The 20,656-nt window shown below is 61.7% G+C and carries 22 protein-coding genes and 1 pseudogene; 11 read left to right on the top strand and 12 right to left on the bottom strand.

Annotated elements, in window-relative coordinates; genetic code table 11:
• Window positions 1-113 precede the first annotated feature (113 nt).
• Window positions 114-545 carry an RNA recognition motif domain-containing protein gene (locus ACLM42_RS00420; protein WP_247910087.1) on the top strand — a complete coding sequence of 144 codons (432 nt, stop codon included), beginning with the start codon at window positions 114-116 and terminating at the stop codon, window positions 543-545.
• A 17-nt stretch (window positions 546-562) separates the two neighbouring features.
• Window positions 563-1,513, top strand: coding sequence for an alpha/beta fold hydrolase (locus ACLM42_RS00415; protein ID WP_415399388.1), 951 nt, complete (start codon window positions 563-565; stop codon window positions 1,511-1,513).
• Here the strand turns inward: ACLM42_RS00415 and ACLM42_RS00410 are convergent.
• Together ACLM42_RS00410 and pds are read right to left on the bottom strand one after the other, a co-directional pair.
• Entirely contained in the window at window positions 1,501-2,433 is a 933-nt protein-coding gene (locus ACLM42_RS00410) for a phytoene synthase (protein WP_415399387.1), read from the bottom strand. The genes ACLM42_RS00415 and ACLM42_RS00410 overlap by 13 nt on opposite strands.
• The gene (gene pds / locus ACLM42_RS00405; protein WP_415399386.1) at window positions 2,433-3,821 is read right to left on the bottom strand and encodes a 15-cis-phytoene desaturase; all 1,389 of its coding nucleotides are present in this window, start codon (window positions 3,819-3,821) and stop codon (window positions 2,433-2,435) included. The genes ACLM42_RS00410 and pds overlap by 1 nt, the downstream gene beginning before the upstream one ends.
• A 149-nt stretch (window positions 3,822-3,970) precedes the next feature.
• Between pds and ndhM the strand changes: the two genes are divergently transcribed.
• Window positions 3,971-4,318: an NAD(P)H-quinone oxidoreductase subunit M gene (gene ndhM / locus ACLM42_RS00400; RefSeq protein ID WP_247910081.1), complete on the top strand. Its 348-nt coding sequence runs from the start codon at window positions 3,971-3,973 to the stop codon at window positions 4,316-4,318.
• Window positions 4,315-4,935, top strand: coding sequence for a DUF3172 domain-containing protein (locus tag ACLM42_RS00395; protein WP_247910080.1), 621 nt, complete (start codon window positions 4,315-4,317; stop codon window positions 4,933-4,935). Before ndhM ends, ACLM42_RS00395 begins: the two co-directional genes overlap by 4 nt.
• 20 nt (window positions 4,936-4,955) lie before the next feature.
• On the opposite strand, the gene ACLM42_RS00390 is transcribed toward ACLM42_RS00395, so the two are convergent.
• Window positions 4,956-5,942: a LysR family transcriptional regulator gene (locus tag ACLM42_RS00390; protein ID WP_247910079.1), complete on the bottom strand. Its 987-nt coding sequence runs from the start codon at window positions 5,940-5,942 to the stop codon at window positions 4,956-4,958.
• 141 nt (window positions 5,943-6,083) lie between these two features.
• Here ACLM42_RS00390 and ACLM42_RS00385 point away from each other — a divergent pair, with 141 nt between their 5' ends.
• The 6 genes and pseudogenes from ACLM42_RS00385 (at window position 6,084) to ACLM42_RS00360 (ending at window position 13,248) form a co-directional block, all read left to right on the top strand.
• Window positions 6,084-6,785 (top strand): NnrU family protein, encoded by a 702-nt coding sequence (locus ACLM42_RS00385; protein ID WP_247912018.1) that lies wholly within the window; start codon window positions 6,084-6,086, stop codon window positions 6,783-6,785.
• Window positions 6,786-6,831: 46 nt separating this feature from the next.
• Window positions 6,832-8,850, top strand: a complete 2,019-nt coding sequence (locus ACLM42_RS00380) for an NAD(P)H-quinone oxidoreductase subunit 5 (protein WP_415399385.1) — start codon at window positions 6,832-6,834, stop codon at window positions 8,848-8,850.
• Window positions 8,851-8,968: 118 nt separating this feature from the next.
• Window positions 8,969-10,569 (top strand): annotated as a pseudogene (locus ACLM42_RS00375) (NAD(P)H-quinone oxidoreductase subunit 4).
• 105 nt (window positions 10,570-10,674) lie between these two features.
• Window positions 10,675-11,034, top strand: a complete 360-nt coding sequence (locus ACLM42_RS00370; RefSeq protein ID WP_247910077.1) for a LapA family protein — start codon at window positions 10,675-10,677, stop codon at window positions 11,032-11,034.
• Window positions 11,035-11,156: 122 nt separating this feature from the next.
• The gene (locus ACLM42_RS00365) at window positions 11,157-12,044 is read left to right on the top strand and encodes a segregation/condensation protein A (RefSeq protein WP_247910076.1); all 888 of its coding nucleotides are present in this window, start codon (window positions 11,157-11,159) and stop codon (window positions 12,042-12,044) included.
• Between the two features lie 22 nt (window positions 12,045-12,066).
• Window positions 12,067-13,248 carry a nucleotidyltransferase family protein gene (locus tag ACLM42_RS00360; RefSeq protein WP_247910075.1) on the top strand — a complete coding sequence of 394 codons (1,182 nt, stop codon included), beginning with the start codon at window positions 12,067-12,069 and terminating at the stop codon, window positions 13,246-13,248.
• On the opposite strand, the gene ACLM42_RS00355 is transcribed toward ACLM42_RS00360, so the two are convergent.
• Window positions 13,232-14,116: a methylenetetrahydrofolate reductase gene (locus ACLM42_RS00355; RefSeq protein WP_415399384.1), complete on the bottom strand. Its 885-nt coding sequence runs from the start codon at window positions 14,114-14,116 to the stop codon at window positions 13,232-13,234. The genes ACLM42_RS00360 and ACLM42_RS00355 overlap by 17 nt on opposite strands.
• 93 nt (window positions 14,117-14,209) lie before the next feature.
• Between ACLM42_RS00355 and ACLM42_RS00350 the strand changes: the two genes are divergently transcribed.
• Window positions 14,210-14,479 carry a helix-turn-helix domain-containing protein gene (locus tag ACLM42_RS00350; protein WP_247910073.1) on the top strand — a complete coding sequence of 90 codons (270 nt, stop codon included), beginning with the start codon at window positions 14,210-14,212 and terminating at the stop codon, window positions 14,477-14,479.
• 182 nt (window positions 14,480-14,661) lie between these two features.
• On the opposite strand, the gene ACLM42_RS00345 is transcribed toward ACLM42_RS00350, so the two are convergent.
• The 8 genes from ACLM42_RS00345 to sixA all read right to left on the bottom strand — a co-directional run bounded on the left by ACLM42_RS00345 (window position 14,662) and on the right by sixA (window position 20,656).
• On the bottom strand, window positions 14,662-15,174 hold the full coding sequence (locus ACLM42_RS00345; protein WP_415399383.1) for a CYTH domain-containing protein: 513 nt from the start codon (window positions 15,172-15,174) through the stop codon (window positions 14,662-14,664).
• A gap of 9 nt (window positions 15,175-15,183) precedes the next feature.
• Window positions 15,184-16,095: an NAD(+) kinase gene (locus ACLM42_RS00340; protein ID WP_247910071.1), complete on the bottom strand. Its 912-nt coding sequence runs from the start codon at window positions 16,093-16,095 to the stop codon at window positions 15,184-15,186.
• Window positions 16,096-16,123: 28 nt separating this feature from the next.
• A complete protein-coding gene (gene nuoK / locus ACLM42_RS00335; protein ID WP_247910070.1) occupies window positions 16,124-16,453 on the bottom strand; it encodes an NADH-quinone oxidoreductase subunit NuoK in 330 nt (109 codons plus the stop codon).
• A complete protein-coding gene (locus ACLM42_RS00330) occupies window positions 16,453-17,052 on the bottom strand; it encodes an NADH-quinone oxidoreductase subunit J (protein WP_247910069.1) in 600 nt (199 codons plus the stop codon). Before ACLM42_RS00330 ends, nuoK begins: the two co-directional genes overlap by 1 nt.
• Complete coding sequence (gene ndhI, locus ACLM42_RS00325; RefSeq protein ID WP_247910068.1) at window positions 17,052-17,648, bottom strand: NAD(P)H-quinone oxidoreductase subunit I; 597 nt, start codon at window positions 17,646-17,648, stop codon at window positions 17,052-17,054. Before ndhI ends, ACLM42_RS00330 begins: the two co-directional genes overlap by 1 nt.
• Window positions 17,649-17,724: 76 nt before the next feature.
• On the bottom strand, window positions 17,725-18,843 hold the full coding sequence (gene nuoH / locus ACLM42_RS00320) for an NADH-quinone oxidoreductase subunit NuoH (RefSeq protein WP_247912017.1): 1,119 nt from the start codon (window positions 18,841-18,843) through the stop codon (window positions 17,725-17,727).
• Between the two features lie 65 nt (window positions 18,844-18,908).
• Window positions 18,909-20,069 carry a citrate synthase gene (locus tag ACLM42_RS00315; protein ID WP_415399382.1) on the bottom strand — a complete coding sequence of 387 codons (1,161 nt, stop codon included), beginning with the start codon at window positions 20,067-20,069 and terminating at the stop codon, window positions 18,909-18,911.
• 26 nt (window positions 20,070-20,095) lie between these two features.
• The gene (sixA, locus tag ACLM42_RS00310) at window positions 20,096-20,656 is read right to left on the bottom strand and encodes a phosphohistidine phosphatase SixA (protein WP_415399381.1); all 561 of its coding nucleotides are present in this window, start codon (window positions 20,654-20,656) and stop codon (window positions 20,096-20,098) included.

Below are 20,656 nucleotides of genomic sequence, written 5' to 3'. Positions count from 1 at the left end.
GCATTACGCCGTAGGTCGCCGATTGAACTCCGCTGTCGGGTTCGGTGCTGCCGCTTCGTGATTAACCCCGACCAGCCAGAACCCACACATTTCCGTTCCATCTCTCTCATCCCATGAGCGTTCGTCTTTACGTCGGCAACCTGCCCCTGAGCTTCGATAACAAGGAGCTCGAGGCTCTGTTCGCAAGCGTGGGCGAAGGCATCCGCTTCAAAGCTGTTCAGGACCGTGAGACCGGTGCTGGTCGCGGTTTCGGCTTTGCCAACATCAACGATGAGAAGGTCGCCGACGCTGTGATCGAGCAGCTCAACGGCCGTGACTTCGGCGGCAACAACCTCCGTATCGAGCGCTCTGAGCGCCGCGATGACCGTCGTGGTGGCAACGACCGTCGTGGCCCCGGTGGCAGCACCGGCCCCGCCGTGGCCCGCAAGGCCGTCAACAAAGTGGTCCACAGCGACACCGTGGAAGAGGGTGCTCCGGACCCCCGCTGGGCTGGTGAACTGGCCAAGCTCAAGGGCCTGCTCGACAACCAAAAGGCTGCGGTCTGATTTCCCAAGGACCAACCATGGATGAGCTGATCTGGAGCTGGAAAGGCCATCAGATCAGCTACACCAAAATCCTTCCCCAGGACGGCTCAACCGCATCCGGTCGGGCCGTTCTTTGTGTGCATGGTTTTGGGGCCTCAAAGGGGCATTGGAGGCACAACCTTCATGCTCTCGCCAAAGACCAGTGCGTCTACGCCATCGACCTCTTGGGGTTTGGCCGGAGCAGCAAGCCCGCCTCACGCCTGGACAACGAACCCGAAACCGCTGGGAGCGTGCGCTACGGCTTTGACCTGTGGGCCAAGCAACTGGTTGATTTCTACAGCGAGGTCATCCGTGGGGACCAGCCGGTCACACTGCAGCTGATTGGTAACTCCATCGGCGGAGTGGTGGCCCTCAATGCCGCCCGTCTTCTCTCAGAACGCGGACAAGCCCCTGCTCAGGTGGTGCTGATCGACTGCGCTGAACGCGAACTCGATCTCAAACGTCTGCCGGAGCAGCCCTTCATCGCGCAACTCTCCAGACCCCTAGTGATGGCGCTGGTGCGGCAGCGTTGGATCGTCGCCAACCTCTTTCGCTTCTTCGCACGGGCCGGTGCGGTGCGTGCGGTGCTGAAGCAGGCCTACCCCAGCGGCGGCAACGTCGATGAGGAACTGGTCCAACTGCTGTTGAAACCGAGCCAGGAGCCTGGAGCAACGGAGAGCTTCAGGGGCTTCGTGAATCTCTTTGATGACTGGCTGGCACCGCAGCTGCTCGAGCAACTCGCCATACCCGTGCGGATGCTCTGGGGCGAGGCAGATCCCTGGGAACCCCTGGAGGAAGCCCGGCGCTGGAAGAACGCGTTCCGCTGCGTGCAGGAGCTTGAGGTCCTACCGGGCCTAGGCCACTGCCCCCACGATGAAGCCCCCGAACAGGTGAATCCAATCCTGGAGCGCTGGCTGCAGCTGGGCTGGGAGGGCGCTCATCGGGCCTGAGCAATCACAAACGAACGAGGCAAGTCGAGAAACTTGCCGGACCTCGGCACATAGGCGCGGTGATTGAAGACGTCGTAATCAAGCTCCTCGATCACATCCAGGATTCCTCGATAGAGGCGAAGTGAGGCCCAGACGGGCCAGCGGGCATCGGGCGCGAGCCAGCGCACACCAGCCTCAGAGCGAGCAAACCACTCCCGGGCACGATTGACCTGGAAGCGCATGAGCTCACGCCAACTGTCGTTGAGGGTTCCAGCGAGTAACTCCTCCTCGCTGTAACCAAAACGCTGCAGATCCTCTTGGGGGAGATAGATCCGACCGCGGCCCCGGTCCTCACCAACGTCCCGAAGGATGTTCGTCAGCTGGTTCGCAATGCCCAAAGCCACAGCCGAATCGCTGGTGTCTGGGGGATCACTCCAAGGAGCGGAGGTGTAGGCCGGGTCAATGCCCATCACCTCTTGCGTCATCAGACCCACCGTCCCCGCAACGCGGTAGCAGTAGAGCTTGAGGTCGTCGAAACGAGGGTAGCGGGTGGTGGCGAGGTCCATCCGCATCCCCTCGATCATGTCGAGGTAAGGCTGAAGTGGCTGGGGATAGCGCTCAAGGGTGTCGACCATGACGCGATCGAGGCCGTCTTGAACTTCGCCCCTAAAGAAGGCGCGGGTGCGCTCTTCCCAGGAGTCGAGGCGTTCGGCCAGCTCTGAGACAGGGCGAGCCATCGCCTCAGGACTATCCATCAGTTCATCGGTGCGCCGGCACCAGACATAAATCGCCCAGATGGCCCGGCGCTTGGCCGGGGGCATCAACAGGGTGCCCAGATAGAAGGTCTTGGCCCACTCCGCCGTTTCCTGCCGGCAGGCTTCAAACGCTTCCTCAAGGGAGGTGTTGGTGGAGAGATCAGCCGTTGCTGTCACCGCCACCATCAAGCAGCCACAGCGGTTTTGGCCTGACTGACCGCCTGGGCGCAAAGCTTGCCGCTCAGCACCGCACCTTCCATCGACGCCAGATAACGCTGCATCGTGTAGTCACCGGCCAAGAAGAAGTTAGGAACCGGAGAGGTTTGATCTGGACGCAGCTTCTGGCAGCCGGGGACCGTCTTGTAAACCGACAGCGGGGTCTTGACAACGATCGACTTGCGCAGCTTGGCCTGGTCGTCCCCGGTGAAGTGACTCGGGAACAGACGCTTCAGCTCCTCCATCGTCGCGGCAACGATCTCCTCGTCACTGCGGCCGATCCAGTCCTTGGCGGGAGCAAAGACCAACTCGAGCATCGAGCGGTTGGGATCCTCGTACTCCTTACAGGTGTTGCTCATGTCGGCGTAGACGCTGAGCAGGGGGCTGCGGCTAAACAGCAGGTGATCGATCTCGGTGAGCTTGCGGTCAAACCACAGGTGGATATTGATCACCGGGACGCCATTGAGGCCGTCCAGCTTCTGGAAGTAGGGCATCTGCTTCCAAGGCTCCGGCAGGAGCAGCTTGAAGGGGTCCACCGGCAGTGCACTGACGTAGGCATCGGCCTGGAGGGTGAAGCCCTCCTTGCCCTTGATCCCGCCAATGCGGAAGCCGCTGACACTGCCATCGGCATTCAGCTCGATCTCGCGCAGCGGAGCATCCAGATGCACCTCACCTCCGCGGGCCGTGACGTAGTCAACGATCGGCTGGCAGAGGCGTTGGGGGGGGTTGCCGTCCAGGAAGGCCATCTTTGAGCCATCGCTTTCCTGCAGGAAGCGGTTCAAAGCAGTCAGCACCACCGTGCTGGAGATCTCGTCGGGATCGATGAAGTTCAACGCCTTAGCCATGGCGATGAACACCTCATCGTTCACCCGTTCAGGGATGTTGTGGATCCGCAGCCATTCAGTCCAGGAGTACTGGTCGCATTCCTCGACGTACTGCTGGCCGCGCAGCATCGCCGGCACCAGACCCATCCCGAAGGAGATCTTCTCCGGCCAGCTCAACATGTCGTTGTTGCCCAAAATCGCGGCAACACCGTTCAGGGGAGCGGGGATATCAGGGAAGTCGAAGCGGCTGTAGGTGCCCGGCGTCTCCTTCTGGTTGAAGATCATCGAGTGGCTCTTCCACTGGAGCCGGTCCTCGATGTCCAGCTCCTTGAAGAGCTGACGCATGTTCCGGTAAGCACCAAAGAAGATGTGCAGACCGGTTTCATACCAATCACCGTCGTCGTCCTGCCAAGCGGCCACCTTGCCGCCCAGGACATCGCGAGCTTCCACCACCACAGGGGTGTGACCGGCGTCGCAGAGGTACTTGGCACAGGCCAACCCGGCCAAGCCAGCACCAGCAATGGCGACGCGCATGAAAAACCCAGATTCAGCACGCAACCTTAAAGGGCCCGAGACCAGCACTGAGTCCCTCCAGTCCCAGGCCGGCTTGACCAGAGCCGCCAGGCACTTCTTAAAGTCGTGACGCCGGCCTTCGGGTTCGCCGGTCAGCAGATTGCCTCGCCATGGCCGACACCCTGATCAAATCCACCACCCGCCACGTGCGCCTGTTCACGGCCCGGGTGGAGAACGGCCAGCTGATCCCTGACGATCAGCAGCTGACACTGGATCTGGATCCAGACAACGAATTTCTCTGGAACACAGAGTCCCAACAGGTCGTTCAGCAGCGCTTCCAAGAGCTGGTGCAGGCCAACGCCGGCAACGACCTCAACGACTACAACCTGCGCCGGATCGGATCGGAGCTTGAAGGCACCATCCGCACCCTGCTCCAGGCCGGCAAGCTCAGCTACAACCCCGACTGCCGAGTCCTCAACTACTCGATGGGTCTTCCCCAAAGCCCTGAGCATCCATGACCCGCTCCCGCTACGGCCGCAGCAGCTACGACGAGCGTTACGGCTATGGGGAGGAGCGAGGCCGCGGAGGCGACCGTCCCCGGGGACCGGGATCCGGCGGCGGTGGCACCCCAGGTGGGGGCGGCGGTGGTTTTCAGTTCAACATGGGCACGGTCGCCGTGCTCGGTGGGGTCCTGGTGGTGGGGATCGGCATTGGGACCGGCATCTCAAGCAACACACAAGGGGACCAAGGCAACATCGCCAGCTCCCAGCAGCTGGACATGGCCGTTCCTGACCCCGAGTTCTGCCGGCAGTGGGGGGCGAGTGCCTTCGTGATGGACATCGAGCTGTACACGACCATGAACCCCAGCTCAAGCTTTGTCACCCAACCGGCCCTGAGGCCCGGATGCGTGATCAGGCGGGAAAACTGGAGCGTGCTTCAGAAGGAAGGCGCCGTGACCGCTGAGCAGATGCGCCAGTGCAAACAGCGAATGAACACCTTCGCTTACATCGGTTCCGTCAAGGACCAGCCGATCGTGCGCTGCGTCTATCAGACCGACATCAGCGACAACAAATTCATCACCAAGGGCATCGCGGATGACGCCGCCGGCATCACCCCAGAAGCCGGCCAGTTCTGAGGTGGCCTGATCGCGGCCGCTCAGACGTCGGCGCTTTCAGGTTCAGTGCCCGTTGCAGCGGCCATCGGCCGGCGCAACGGGCTGTCGGGGCTGGCAAAGACCGGAAGGATTTCCTTGCGGAAGGCATCCGCAGCCCGCGAGCAGTAGCGCGCTGGGTGAGTAATCAACTTGAGCTGACGGCGGACCGAGAGATCCGCCAGGGCAGGACGGTGCAGACTCCCCGCGGCCAATTCCCGCTCGATTGAAACCACCGGCAAGAATGCAGCGCCCAGTCCGCTTTGCACGGCGTTCTTGATGGCCTCGAAGGAGTTGAGCTCCATCTCAATCTTCAGGCGCGAGACGTCCAATCCAGAACGCGCCAGCAATTGGTCAACCATCTTGCGCGTGGTGGACTGGGCATCCAGGCAAACAAAGCCCAGCCTGTACAGGTCGTCTTTACTGAGCTCCGGCAAGCGAGCTAATGGGTGCTTCGTGGGAAGCACTAACGCCAGCTCATCACTGGCATAGGGAATGACCTGCAGCAGTTCATTGAGCTCGGTGGGCAGCTCACCACCAATGATCGCCAAATCGATTTGGCCGTTGGCCACGCTCCAACCGGTACGGCGGGTGCTGTGAACCTGCAACTGGACCGCGACCTCAGGGTATTTCTGGCGGAACAGGCCGATCATCCGCGGCATCAGATAGGTGCCGGTGGTCTGGCTTGCCCCAACGATCAAGGAGCCACCCTTGAGGTTATGGAGGTCATCGAGGGCGCGGCAGGCCTCCTGGCACTGGCTCAAGATCCGGTCGCAGTAGCTCAGCAGCAGGTGGCCGGCTTCGGTGAGCTGCGCCTTCCGTCCCCCCCGGTCGAACAGGGAGACACTGAGCTGCTTCTCCAGGTTCTGGATCTGCAGAGAGACCGCCGGCTGGGTGACGTAGAGGCTGTCAGCGGCCTTCTTGAAGCTGCCCTCGCTGGCGATCGCCCGCAGGATGCGCAGCTGATCGAGAGTGAACGGCAGATCAGCCATGGAGGGCGCTGCGGTTCAGCGGAGGATCAAAACTCTAGGTCGATTAACCAGCGGGTTCATGCGCTTAGCCAGAATCCGCTGCAACCGAAGCAACTCTGATTCGTGAGCGGCGTCAGCAACCTCCACCACAGCAGCCTGGTGATGCTGGCTCTGCTCCTCGTCTTTGCTGTGATCCATAGCGGTGGCGCCTCCCTGCGCTACTGGGGGGCTGAGCGCATTGGCGAACGGGCCTGGCGGCTGTTGTTTGCCGCCGTCAGCATTCCCTCCGCCGTGGTGGTGATCGGCTACTTCCTGGCCCACCGCTACGACGGGGTCCGGCTCTGGAATCTCCAGGACCAACCCTGGATCGTGCCGCTGGTTTGGCTGGGCACGGCCATCTCCTTTCTCTTCCTCTACCCAGCCACCTACAACCTGCTCGAGATCCCGGCGGTCTTGAAACCCCAGGTGCGGATGTATGCCACCGGCATCATTCGCATCAGCCGCCACCCCCAGGCCATCGGCCAAATCCTTTGGTGTTCCACCCACCTGCTCTGGATTGGCAGCAGCTTCATGGTCGCGACCTGCATCGGCTTAATCGCCCACCATCTCTTTGCCGTTTGGAATGGGGACCGCCGCTTAAGCAACCGCTTTGGCGAGGCCTTTGAGGAGCTCAAAGCCAGCACCTCCATCGTTCCCTTCCGCGCTGTGCTGGATGGTCGTCAGCAACTGGTGGCCTCTGAATTCCTCCGGCCCGCCCAACTGGGAATCGCCATTGCTGTTGGCGTCTTCTGGTGGGCCCACCGCTACATCGGTGTTGCCGCGACAGGCTTCAGTCGATTAGGGCTCGCGCACTGGCTGGGATAAGGGACCACCGGCCTGCCTAAACTCGCCCTGATTCCCTGAGTGCCGGATGCCGTCGCCCGCCGAACTCGCCTGGCTTATCCCGGTGCTCCCGCTGATTGGGGCCGCATTGGTGGGCCTGGGACTGATCAGCTTTAACCGCACGGTCAACCGCCTGCGCAAACCGGTTGCGCTTCTGTTGATCAGCTGCGTGGGTGCGGCGGCAGTTTTGAGTTACGCCGTCCTCGCCCAACAGCTGGCCGGTGCAGGCACCACCGAAGTCTTATTCGACTGGGCCAGTGCCGGGGCCTTCACCCTGGAAATGGGCTTCCGGGTGGACGCCCTGGGGGCAGTGATGCTCTCGCTGGTGACGACCATCGCCGTTCTGGTGATGATCTACTCCGATGGCTACATGGCCCATGACAAGGGCTATGTGCGCTTTTTCACCTACCTCGCCCTGTTCAGCAGCTCGATGCTGGGTCTGGTGATCAGCCCCAACCTGCTCCAGATCTATGTGTTCTGGGAGCTGGTGGGCATGTGCTCCTACCTGCTCGTTGGCTTCTGGTACGACCGAGACGGCGCTGCCAATGCCGCGCAAAAAGCCTTTGTGGTGAACCGGGTTGGTGACTTCGGCCTGCTGCTGGGGATCCTCGGTCTGTTCTGGGCCACCGGCAGCTTCGGATTCGAAGACATTGGCGTTCGCCTGCAAGAAGCGATCAGCGCCGGCAGCGTCTCCAACGGCATCGCGATCCTGCTCTGCCTACTGGTCTTCATGGGACCGATGGCCAAGTCGGCCCAGTTCCCGCTCCATGTCTGGCTGCCCGATGCGATGGAAGGTCCAACCCCCATCTCAGCCCTGATCCACGCCGCGACCATGGTGGCTGCGGGCGTGTTCCTTGTGGCCCGGCTTCAACCCGTCTACGTGCCGTTCCCTGAGGTTCAGGTGGTGGTGGCGGTGATCGGAACGATCACCCTGTTTCTGGGGGCATCGATCGCCCTCACCCAGATGGATTTAAAGAAGGGCCTGGCGTACAGCACCGTGAGCCAGCTGGGCTACATGATGCTGGCCATGGGTTGTGGCGCTCCGGTGGCGGGCATGTTCCACCTGGTGACCCATGCCTTCTTTAAGGCGATGCTCTTCTTGGGCTCCGGCTCGGTGATCCACGCCATGGAAGAGGTTGTCGGCCACGAAGCGGTCCTGGCGCAGGACATGCGCTTGATGGGTGGCCTCCGCAAATACATGCCTGTCACCAGCAGCACCTTCTTCATTGGCTGCCTGGCCATCAGCGGCATCCCGCCACTCGCCGGTTTCTGGAGCAAGGACGAGATCCTTGGCCAGGCCTTTGGCAGCTTCCCCATCCTCTGGGCCGCGGGCTTTGTGACCGCTGGGATGACCGCCTTCTACATGTTCCGCCTCTACTTCCTGACCTTTGAAGGGGAGTTCCGCGGCAACGACAAGGCGATGCAAGCGGAGCTGATGGCCGCCGCCGGCAAGGGGGCCGATGACCACAGTGACGAGCACGGTGAGCACCATGCCCACGCCGAGCATCCCCACGAATCCGCATGGCAGATGGCGATGCCCTTGGCGGTCCTGGCAGTCCCCTCGGTCCTGGTTGGTCTCTTGGGTATGCCCTGGAACAGCCGCTTTGGCACGCTGCTGGATCCACAAGAAGCCGCAGAAGTGGCTGAGCACTTCAGCTGGGGTGAATTCCTTCCGTTAGCCGGCGCCTCAGTGGCGATCTCGGTGATCGGCATCAGCGTGGCGGTCTTGGCTTATGCCCTGCGCAAGCTCGACCTGGCAACGGCGGTGGCGGGACGCTTCCCCAGCATCAATGCCTTCCTCGCGAACAAGTGGTATCTGGACGACATCAACGACAAGCTCTTCGTTCAAGGCAGCCGCAAACTGGCCCGCTCGGTGCTCGAGGTGGACTCCAAAGTGGTGGATGGCGTCGTCAACCTCACCGGTCTGGTCACCCTGGGTAGTGGCGAGGGTCTCAAATACTTCGAAACCGGCCGCGCGCAGTTCTATGCGCTGATCGTTTTCGGGGGTGTGATCGCCTTGGTAGTGCTCTTCGGAGCCCTGGGCTAGCCCCTGGCGCACAACGCTCTGTGTGACATCGACCACTCCTAGGAGCAGGTCGCGGTGAGCATTTCTACACTCCGCCTAAAGCGATTCGCTTTCGGTGCTCCTGGACTTCGTTTCAACCCTGGCCGTAGCGACGGAACAGGCGAGCAGCACGGCATTCCCGTGGCTCAGCGCCTCGATTCTGTTCCCGATTGCAGCCGCCCTCTGCATCCCCTTCATCCCTGACAAGGGAGATGGGAAGCAGGTCCGCTGGTTCGCTCTCGGCATTGCCCTGATCACCTTCCTGCTCACCGTGGGCGGGTACCTGACGGGATACGACCCCAGCGATCCGAACCTGCAGCTGGTCGAGCGGGTGAGCTGGCTACCCGAACTGGGGTTGGCCTGGTCGGTCGGGGCCGACGGCATCTCGATGCCACTCATCCTGCTCACCAGCTTTATCACCGCCCTAGCGGCCCTAGCGGCCTGGCCGGTGAGCTTTAAGCCGAAGCTCTTCTATTTCCTGCTCCTGGCGATGGATGGCGGTCAGATCGCCGTCTTCGCCGTTCAGGACATGCTGCTGTTCTTCCTGGCCTGGGAGCTGGAACTCATCCCGGTCTATCTGTTGATCGCCATCTGGGGCGGGAAAAAACGGCAATACGCCGCCACCAAATTCATCCTCTACACCGCTGGCAGCTCCCTCTTCATCCTCCTAGCTGGCCTGGCCATGGCCTTCTACGGCGACACCACCAGCTTTGAGTACAGCGACTTGATGGCCAAGAGCTTCCCCCTGAAGTTCCAACTCTTGGCCTATGCGGGTTTGCTCATCGCCTTCGGCGTCAAGCTGCCGATCGTGCCTCTGCACACCTGGCTACCCGATGCCCATGGCGAAGCCACAGCACCGGTGCACATGCTGCTGGCCGGGATTCTTTTGAAGATGGGTGGCTATGCCCTGCTGCGCTTCAACTGCCAGATCCTTCCCGATGGGCACGCGGTCTTTGCGCCACTGCTGGTGGTGCTTGGGGTGGTGAACATCATTTACGCCGCCCTGACCTCCTTCGCCCAACGGAACCTGAAACGAAAAATTGCCTACAGCTCCATCAGCCACATGGGCTTTGTGCTGATTGGCATTGGCAGCTTCAGCGCCTTGGGCTCCAGCGGAGCCATGCTTCAGATGATCAGCCACGGGCTGATTGGTGCCTCACTGTTCTTCCTCGTGGGAGCCACCTACGACCGCACCCACACCCTGCAGCTCGATGAGATGGGTGGTGTCGGACAAAAAATGCGCAAGATGTTTGCGCTTTGGACGGTCTGCTCCCTCGCCTCCTTGGCCCTGCCGGGCATGAGCGGCTTCGTCAGCGAACTGATGGTCTTCGTCGGTTTCGCAACGGATGACGCCTACACCCTTCCCTTCCGAGTGGCCATTGACGGCCTGGCCGCCATTGGGGTGGTCCTCACCCCGATCTACCTGCTCTCGATGCTGCGGGAGATCTTCTATGGCAAAGAGAAAGCGGAGCTGGTGGACCACACCAACTTGGTCGATGCAGAGCCCCGCGATACATCATTGGCTGCCTCCTGGTGCCGATCATCGGCATTGGCCTCTATCCACGCTTGATGACCGACAGCTACAAGGCCTCGATGGAAATGCTGGTGGCCAGAAACGAGAGCGCCATGAAGGCCCTGACCGCTCCTGCTGGGTCTGGATTGATTCGCCAGGCACCGCTTCAAGCCCCAGTCCTGAGCTGACGAGCGCTCGGCCATTACGAAGCGCAGCCCCTGGGGAGCTGCGCATGCAGGGCTGGCGTGATCTTCGTAATCTCAACGAAGCACAACCAGCGTCGCCTCGCAGCCATGAAGCAGCTGAACTTCCTGCTGATCTTCAGCTTTGGTTTGGCCACGGTGATGTTCACCCTGGAGAACACGGCCCCCACCACCGTGCGCTTCCTGCCCGGGTTGACCACCACCATGCCACTTGCGGCACTGCTGCTCGTGGTGGGGGGCATTGGAGCGACCGCCGCCTGGGTGTTTGCGGTCTGGACCGGGGTCGTCAAGCGGGTTGAAAGCGAGATGGATCCGGATCAGATCGAAGCCCAACAGGTGCGCATTCGCGAGCTGGAGGAAGACGTCCAGCGCTACCGCGCCACCGTCGATGCCCAGCTGGGCCTCCTCCCAGCTGCTGGGGAAAGTTCCGCCCAGGGAGAAGTGGCTTAATTCCACTTCAGCTGGCCCAAGATTCATCGCCCAAATCCATCAAAAGAATGGGCTGACATCGCCCTGGAGCACTGGCTTAACCCGCTTCAAGCCGGTACCTTCGGCTCAGTCCGCAAGAAACCGTGGCCGAAGGTGGCGCCAGGCTTGCGATCCGGCTGTTGCAAGACGCCGCCGAGCGGGGTGATCTCGACCCCTGGGACGTCGATGTGATCGCTGTCGTCGACGGCTTTCTTGATCAACTGCGGCAACGCATTGAAGTCCCCAAGCTGGTCGCTGCGCTGAACAAAGGGCGCGGTGGTAGCTACGAGCAGGATCTCGCCGAAACCAGCGAAGCGTTTTTGGCCGCCTCAGTGCTGGTGAGCCTGAAGGCAGAGGTCCTCGAAGCCCAAACCTTCCCTCCTGAACCCGAACTCGACGAAAGCTTCGACTTTGATTTCGATGCTGAAGGGCAGGGCTGGCTGTTGACCCCAGGTCTGGAGCTGCCCCGCAAACCAGAGCGTCACTTGCTGCGTCGCCCGGTCGCTCCACCCCCGCTGCAGCGCCCGGTGACCCTGGGCGAATTGATTCGGCAACTCGAAGACATTGCCGAGCGCTTGGAGCAGGAGGAGGGGCAAGTCCGCAACCGCCAGCGCAGCCGCCGCTACAGCGACCGAGCCGCCATTGAGCAGGTCGCCGCCCTGGCCCACCGCGAAAAGCTGCCGGAGACCACCGCTGCCCTCAGCCAGTTCCTGCTGCAGTGGCCTCAATCACTGGATTGGACAGGATTTGAAGGCCTAGTGGAGGCCTGGGCTGAAGTGGCACCGGAAGACCTCGACAGCGATCGGGTGGGGGTGTTTTGGGCGCTGCTGTTCCTCTGCTCCCAGGGAAAGGTGGAGCTGGAACAGGAGGGCGGATTGTTCGGTCCGCTGCAACTCAAGCGCCTGCTCGATGAGCGGGAATCCGTGCAACTCCCGCTGCCATCTGAACTGGGGTCAGCTCGGGGGCCGGCTCGTGAACCCATTGCGGCCTAAGTCTTTTGCGTAGGGTGACGCCATGAAGGCGATGATCCTGGCTGCCGGCAAGGGAACCCGTGTGAGACCCATCACTCACACGATCCCGAAGCCGATGATCCCGATCCTTCAGAAACCCGTGATGGAGTTTCTGCTGGAGCTTCTGCGGGAGCATGGGTTCACCGAGATCATGGTGAATGTCTCCCACCTGGCAGAGGAGATCGAGAACTACTTCCGTGATGGCCAGCGCTTTGGCGTTGAAATCGCCTACAGCTTCGAAGGCCGAATCGAAGACGGCGAACTGATCGGCGATGCCGTTGGTTCAGCTGGCGGCTTGAAAAAAATCCAGACCTTCCAACACTTCTTCGATGACACCTTCGTGGTGCTCTGTGGAGATGCCCTGATCGACCTCGATCTCAGCGAAGCCGTCAAGCGCCACAAAGCCAAGGGGGCGATGGCGAGCTTGATCACCAAGCGCGTCCCCCGCGATCAGGTCAGTAGCTACGGCGTTGTTGTCACTGACGATGACGGTCGGGTGAAGTCCTTCCAAGAGAAACCCTCTGTGGAAGACGCCGCTAGCGACATGATCAACACCGGTATCTATATTTTTGAGCCGGAAGTTCTGGATTTTGTCCCCGAAGGTGTCCCCTTCGACATCGGCTCGGACCTCTTCCCCCAGTTGGTTGCCAATGGGGCGCCCTTCTACGCGCTCCCGATGGACTTCGAGTGGGTCGACATCGGCAAAGTGCCGGATTACTGGCAGGCCATTCGCAGCGTTCTTCAGGGCCAAGTCCGCCAAGTGCAGATCCCTGGCAAAGAGATCAAGCCCGGCATCTTTGCGGGTCTTAATGTGGCAGCCAATTGGGACAAGATCCACGTCGAAGGACCGATCTACGTCGGCGGGATGACCAAGATCGAAGACGGCGCCACAATTATTGGCCCCGCCATGATTGGACCGAGTTGCCACATCTGCGAAGGCGCCACGATCGACAACTCGATCATCTTTGACTACTCCCGCATCGGCCCCGGCGTTCGTCTCGTAGAAAAGTTGGTCTTTGGCCGCTACTGCGTCGACCGCAACGGCGACCACTTTGACCTTCAAGAAGCAGCTCTGGATTGGCTGATCACCGACGCTCGGCGCCAGGACTACGCCAAGCCTTCGCCGCAGCAGAAAGCGATGGCCGACCTCCTCGGCACCGAGCTCACCATCAGCAACGCGAGCTAAATCCGGCCCGTTCCAGGATCAGGGGAATGCGCTCCTCAGCCTTCACCGCCATCAGGTGAATCCCCTGACAGGTCTTGGCGTAGCGACGGACTTGCTCTGCTGCAATCGTGATCCCCTCATCGGCGGGATTACTAGCGGCGGCGAGACGATCAATGATCGCTTGAGGGATACAGGCGCCGGGAACAACGCGGTTGATGAAGGCCGCATTTTTAGCCGACTTCAGCAGAAACACACCCGCCAACACAGGTAATCCCAAGGGCGCCGTGATCTCATCAACGAAGCGCTTCAGACAGTCCTCATCCATCACCATCTGGGTTTGGACGAAACGCGCCCCGGCTTGATGCTTGCGACGGATCCTGCTGTTCAGGCCGCTCCAGCTTGGGCTCTGTGGATCAGCGGCCGCACCGGCAAAGAGCTCCGTAGGGCCATCGGGCAGCGGACCATCCACCGGATCCTCACCGCGATTAAACGCCGCCACCTGCTGCAACAGGCGCACCGACTCCAACTCATTGACCGGCCTTGCCTGGGGTTGATCCCCTGCGCGCACCGGATCCCCAGTCAGACAAAGAATGTTTTTGATGCCTAGGGCATGGGCTCCGAGCAGATCAGCCTGTAGGCCAATGCGGTTGCGGTCACGGCAGGCTTGCTGCCAGACCGGCTCCACGCCGGCATCGAGCAAGAGCCGGCAGACCGCCAGGCTGCTCATGCGCATCACAGCGCGGCTGCCATCGGTGACATTCACCGCGTGCACCCAATCCTTCAACAGCTCAGCGTGCTCAAGGGTCCGCTTGATCTCTCCGCCACGCGGGGGCATCACCTCTGCCGTCAGGGCAAATTGGCCCGCCTCAAGCGCCTGCTGTAGCCGCAAAACAACCTTGCTTAACAGGGCCCATCATTAACCACCGCAGTCATGCCCAGACGGCAACTGCTGCCTACAGTGACGAGGCGTCTCGGGGGATGGATGACTGATCGAAGCAGCCTCGGCCATTCCCCCATGGACCTCTCCGAGCGCGAACTTGAGATCATCCAACTGGTGGCCCAAGGACTAACCAATCAAGAGATTGGTGAGCACCTGATGATCAGCAAACGCACCGTGGACAACCACGTCAGCAACGTCTTCACCAAAACGGGTGCCAAGAACCGGGTGGCGCTCCTGAATTGGGCGATGGATCACGGCAAGATCTGCCGGGATGGCTTCAATTGCTGCAACCTGCCTGGGGACGAGGAGTAGACCCCAATTCCATAGCAGCAAACAACGGCTCGATGCTGAAAGCCCCCTCAGCCAAGGCAAACAGCTCTGCGTAAGCAAGGCACTCGGCCTGATCCAGCCCGGAGCAACGGAACACTCCGTCTTGGTCGTAGAGGCCGAGCAAAGAAAAGCCAAATGAAATCTTGAGACAATCTTAAGGCAGCTCAGCCCTGACCTAATGCCCCCTGCCAGGCCGCCTGCTCCTTCTCGCTCCAGCGGGCAAAGGGATGACTCGCCAGAGCCGCATTGCTGAAGGTCCCAAGACCCGTGATCTCCCGCTGGCACCAATGGGGGATCTCCACAGCTTGATCGGCCTGCTCAAGCTCCACTTCGGCGATCACCAACGGCGCATTCTCCCCTTCAAAGACATCCAGGACCCAATCCCCACCGGGTAGATCCAAGCCAAAGCGGCGCTTGATCAACTTGGCCTCGCAGCGCTCCAGCAATGCCAGGGCATCGGCACCAGGAATCGGGTACTCAAACTCCTGACGGGCGATCCCACCGGCGGGGAATTTGAGGGTCAGCCACGCCTCCTCCGTGCCAGCGAGGCGCACCCGCGAGGTCATCGCCGCCGAGGAATTCGGGAAATAGCCCTGGGCGAAATCCCGTTGCCAAGACACCACATCACGCCACTGCTGGCCTGACACCAGGAAGCGACGTTCAATCTCGAGGGCCATGGGCTCGATCTAATTCGGAGAAGGCTCAGCAGCCGTCAAACTGCCGGCCCAGTGCAACTTATGGGTCAAGGTTCGGTAATAGGAAGGGCTCTGCTCAAGCAGCACCATCAAGGCGTGATGGGGCGAACGACGCACATCACAGCGATCCCCAGGCTCGAGCACCGCGGCAAAGGCACCGTCCTTCCAGAGGCGTACCCGGCTGTTGGAGGGACCCAGCGGCCAGACCGCCAATTGCGCCCGTGGCGGGACCACCAACGGACGACTGGAAAGGCTCATCGGACAGATGGGGTTGACCACAATCGCCTCCACACCGGGATGCAAGATCGGGCCACCCGCCGCCATCGAATACCCCGTCGAACCGGTCGCGGTCGACATGATCAGGCCATCCCCTCGGAACTGATCCACGACCTCCCCGTCAATCTCTAACTCCAACACGCAGGTGGGGGTGACCTCATCGATCCCAGGCCTCAGATAGAGGTCATTCAGGGCCGTATGGACCGTGTCGCTGCTGTCGGTCCGGGCCTCGAGCATCATTCGGCGCTCGAGGGCGAAGCGATCATCCCGAAGCCGCTGCCAGAGGTCGAGAGCTCCTTCCGCTTCCTGACCATGGCCCAGAAGCTTGCGCTCCTGGGTCAAAAAGCCAAAGTGCCCGCCGACATTGAACGAGAGGATTGGAACCCCAAGGGGTGCCAGGTGACGCGCGGCCCCAAGTACCGTTCCATCTCCGCCCAGCACTACAGCCAAATCGGGGTGAGTCCCCTCATCCGCGAGCAAACCAGGGAAGGGGTTCGCACTGGCCCCACTCATGGCCACAGCGACCTTCACACCCTGGTCCCGCAGAGTTTGGGCGCAACGCCGGGCTTGGCGCAGAGCAGCCTGACTGGCGGCTCGATGGATCAACCAAACGGTCTCAAGGCGCATAAGCCAGCTGTGCTTGAGCCCAGCCTGCCTACCAGCGCAGCAAGTTGAAACGCTCCATATCAACCGTTTCACGGTTCCGATACAGAGACAGAAGGATCGCCAAGCCGACGGCAGCCTCAGCAGCGGCCACGGTGATCACGAAAATCGCGAAGACCTGACCACGAATCAGCTGACCATCGAGGTAGTTGGAGAACGCCATCAGATTGATGTTCACCGCATTGAGCATCAGCTCAATGCTCATCAGCACCCGCACGGCGTTGCGGCTGTTGATCAGTCCCCAAACACCTGTGCAAAACAGGATCGCGGCCAGTGCGAGGTAGCCCTGGAGGGGAACGGTGGTGGGCAGCTCGATGGTCATCAGTTGGTTTTCTCCAGGAGCAGGGGCGTGCGGGATTTCTCGATCAGACCTTGGTCGGCCGGTTCACCGGTGACCACATCGGTGGTGAAGACATCCCGGCGTGCCAAAACAATGGCGCCGATCATCGCCATCAACAGCAGAACCGAAGCCAGCTCAAACGGCAGCAGGTAGTCGCTGAAGAGGTGTTCGCCAATGCGAATCGTGGCCTCCTCACCGATGGGCGTCGGACCAGGCAGGGCCCAGGGGGTGGTGAAGGCGACCCGGAGGAGCAAAACGAACAAGCCCCCGCAGACGGCTCCGGAGAGCAGACGACGCACTGCCAGGCCAGGGATCGCTGCTAGATCCTCCTGTTTGTTCACGAGCATGATCGCGAACAGGATCAGGACGTTGACCGCGCCGACATAGACCAACACCTGTGCTGCCGCCACGAAGCTGGCATTCAGCAGGAGATAAAGGCCGGCCACCGAGAGGAAGACACCGCCCAGCAGGAAGGCTGAGTAGACGATGCTCGGGAGCAACACGACGCCCAGGGCCCCGATCGCGACCGCGGCCGAGAGCAGGACAAAGCAGATGAACTGCGTAGAGGAAGCGATCGTCATTAGTCGTTCTCCTCTTTCGGCAAGGTCTCGAGGACATCTGCGGGAAGTTTGCCGGCCCGCGGGCGATTGGGGTCAACGCCATGGGGATCCATTTCCCCTTTCGGCAGATAGGCCAGCTCCCGCAGGGGCAAGACCGCTGGATCGCTGGTCACGCTGGTGGGAAGACGCCCTAAGGCGACGTTGTCGTAGTTCAGGCTGTGGCGATCAAAGGCGGCCAACTCGTACTCCTCGGTCATCGAGAGGCAGTTGGTCGGGCAGTACTCCACGCAGTTCCCACAGAAGATGCACACCCCGAAGTCAATGGAGTAGTTGCGGAGCTCCTTCTTCTTCGTGGCCTTGTTCATGACCCAATCCACCACCGGCAGGTTGATCGGGCAGACGCGCACACACACCTCACAGGCAATGCACTTGTCGAACTCGTAGTGGATTCGGCCGCGGTAGCGCTCCGACGGGATCAGTTTTTCGTAGGGGTACTGAACCGTGATCGGCCTGCGGCGCAGGTGGTCAAAGGTGACCGAAAGCCCCTGGGTGAGGTAGTTGGCTGCACCCACCGCGTCGCGGGTGTAGTCACCGACTTTCTTGAGGAACCCGAACATGGAGTGGTGGGAAGAGGCGGTTGCGCCGGCACCATGATGGCCTGGCGCCCTGGCAAAGGGGGTAAGCGGAAGGGAATTAGCCGCCGAAGAAGGCCGGGAAAGCCAGCTTGAGGCCAGCCGTCACCAGCAAATTGACCAGGGCGACCGGCAGCAAGAACTTCCAACCGAGGTCCAGCAGCTGGTCAATGCGCACCCGGGGAACGCTCCAGCGCAGCAGGATTGCGAAGAAGACCAGCAGGTAGGCCTTCAGCACGGTCATCACAATGCCTGTCGTGGCGGTGATCACCTGCACCAGGGGAGCATCGATCGGTTGGCCGGTCAGATTCACCACCCACTCCACCGGGAGAGGGAAGCCCCAGCCACCCAGGTAGAGCACCGCCACCAGCAGGGCGGAGAGCACCAGGTTGATGTAGCTGCCCAGGTAGAAGAGGGCAAACTTCATGCCGGCGTATTCCGTCTGGTAGCCGGCGACCAACTCCTCTTCAGCCTCTGGCAAGTCGAAGGGAAGGCGCTCACACTCCGCCAGGGCGCAGATCCAGAAGATCACAAAGCCCACGGGCTGGCGCCAGATATTCCAACTGAGGATTCCCGCGCCGGTCTGCTGGTTGACGATGTCAACGGTGCTGAGGGAGTTGCTCATCATCACCACGGCCAGCACAGCCAAGGCCAGGGGGATCTCATAGGAGATCGACTGGGCTGCCGCGCGCAGGCCACCCAGGAGGGAGTACTTGTTGTTGGAGGCGTAACCGGCCATCAGCAGACCGATGGGCTGGATGCTGCTGAGGGAGATCCAGAGGAAGATCCCCACCCCAACGTTGCTAATCAGCAGGTGCTGGCCGAAGGGCACCACCAGCCAGCTCAGGATGACCGGCACCAGCACCAGCACTGGGCCCAAGGTGAAGAGCAAGCCATCGGCCCGAGCCGGAATGATGTCTTCTTTGAAGAGGAGCTTCAGGCCATCGGCCAGGGGCTGAAGGATGCCCAGGGCACCGGCATATTCGGGGCCAATGCGCTGCTGGACGGCCGCTGAAATCTTGCGTTCCAGCCAGACGTTCACCAGAACGCCCACGACGGCGGCCACCAAGACCACCAGCATCGGCAAGGGAAGCCAGAGCAGGTGAGCCATCCCCGGCGACAAGCCGAAGCCCTGCAAGACGTCGGTGAAGCTGGCCTCGAGGTCGAGGCCGGCACTCACGACAGCGGGATTGGCGATCACCATGGGTGGTCTCTTGATGGGTGCAACTTAAGCCGCCGCAGCCCTTAACGGCCTTCGATGGGCTGCCAATCGCGACTGGTCGAGCCGGTGTAGATCTGTGTGGGGCGGTAGATGCGGTTAGCCCCCAGCTGTTCTTTCCAGTGGGCCAACCAACCTGCGGTGCGTGCGATCGCGAAAATCGGAGTGAACAGATCCTGGGGGATCCCCAGCTTCCGGTACACCAGCCCCGAATAGAAGTCGACGTTGGGATAGATCCCTTTGGGACCCAGCCGCTCAGCGGCAACAGCCTCCAACTCCCGCGCCAGGTCGTAAAGGGGATCGTGGCCGAACTGATCGAAGAGCTCCTCCGCCTGTTTCTGCAGGATCACGGCCCGGGGGTCCTTGACCTTGTACTCGCGGTGGCCGAAGCCCATGATCTTGCGCTTCTCCGCAATGGCCTGATCCAGCCAGGGCCGCACCTGGTCAGCTGAGCCGATGGTTTCGAGCATCGCCAGGACGTCTTCGTTGGCACCGCCATGGAGGGGGCCCGCCAGGGTTCCCACGGCCGACGCCACCACGGCATAGGGGTCGGTCAGGGTGCTGGCCGTCACTCGCGCACTGAAGGTGCTGGCGTTGAGGCTGTGCTCGGCGTGAAGAATCAAGCAGGCATCAAAGATGCGCGCCGCCAGGGGGTCAGGCTCACGCTCGGTGAGCATGTAGAGGAAGTTGGCCGCATAGGGCAGGTCATCCCGGGGCTGAATCGGATCCTGACCTTTGCGGATCAACTGGAACGCCGCCACCATCGTGGGGATCTTGGCGATCAGGCGCACCACCGCTGAATAGATGTATTCAGGGTTGTCGAGGGCGCGGCGCGAATAGAAGAGACCCAGGGAGGCCGCACTGCTCTGCAGCGCATCCATCGGATGGCCACTGGCCGGGAAGCACTTCATCATGTCCCGGATGCGGAAGCTGACCCGGCGGTGCATCTGCACCTCCTGCTCAAAGGCCGCCAGCTGCTCCGCGTCGGGAAGCTCACCCCAGATCAGCAGATAGGTGGTCTCAAGGAACGTGCTCTGCCGGGCCAGCTCATCAACCCGGTAACCGCGATAGGTCAGCAGTCCCTTCTGGCCGTCGATATCGCACACCGCCGATTGCGTCGCAGGCACCCCCTCCAGACCCGGGCGATACACCGGAGTCGCTGCTGTTGGGGTTGCCTCCTCAGCCATGGGATCGGGGTCGCGTCAACGGCAACCTAAGGCGCGCCCTCGCTTCGGGACTGTCGGCGACCGAGCAGCACCCGCGGCGGCAAGACCATCTCCAAACGCGCCGATCCCAGCAACTCCCCCCCCGGCGCGGTGGCCCACTGCAACAGCAACGCCCCCGCTTTCTTCAGCCGGATCGCCTGGGGCGCCCGGGCCATGGGCACGCCGATCAACAGGGCTGCCAAGGTGCTCAGGTCGGGTTCATGGCCCACCAGGGCCAAGCGTTTCCAACCGGGTCTAGGGGACAGGGGACCGAGCCAGCGTTCAAGTAGTGGCAAGGGGTCGGCCAGGGGCGCCAAGGCCGCCGCCAGCTCCAATTCAGGCGCCAACCCGGCGCTGACGATCAATTCGGCGGTCTGGCGGGCCCGCACCAGTGGACTGCTGAGCACCAGGTCACAGGGCAACTCCAACTCCAGCAACCGCTCCACCTGCTGGCGCGTGCGCTCACGCCCCTCCGGAGTCAGGCTGCGCTGGGCGTCATCCACCCCCTCACTGCGGTCCTCCGCGATGCCGTGCCGGACCAACAGCAGCTCACATTTGCGGCTCGCCAT

The organism is Synechococcus sp. W4D4 (assembly GCF_047716805.1).
Lineage (GTDB): Bacteria > Cyanobacteriota > Cyanobacteriia > PCC-6307 > Cyanobiaceae > Vulcanococcus.
This window is presented reverse-complemented; position numbering and strand designations above follow the sequence as displayed.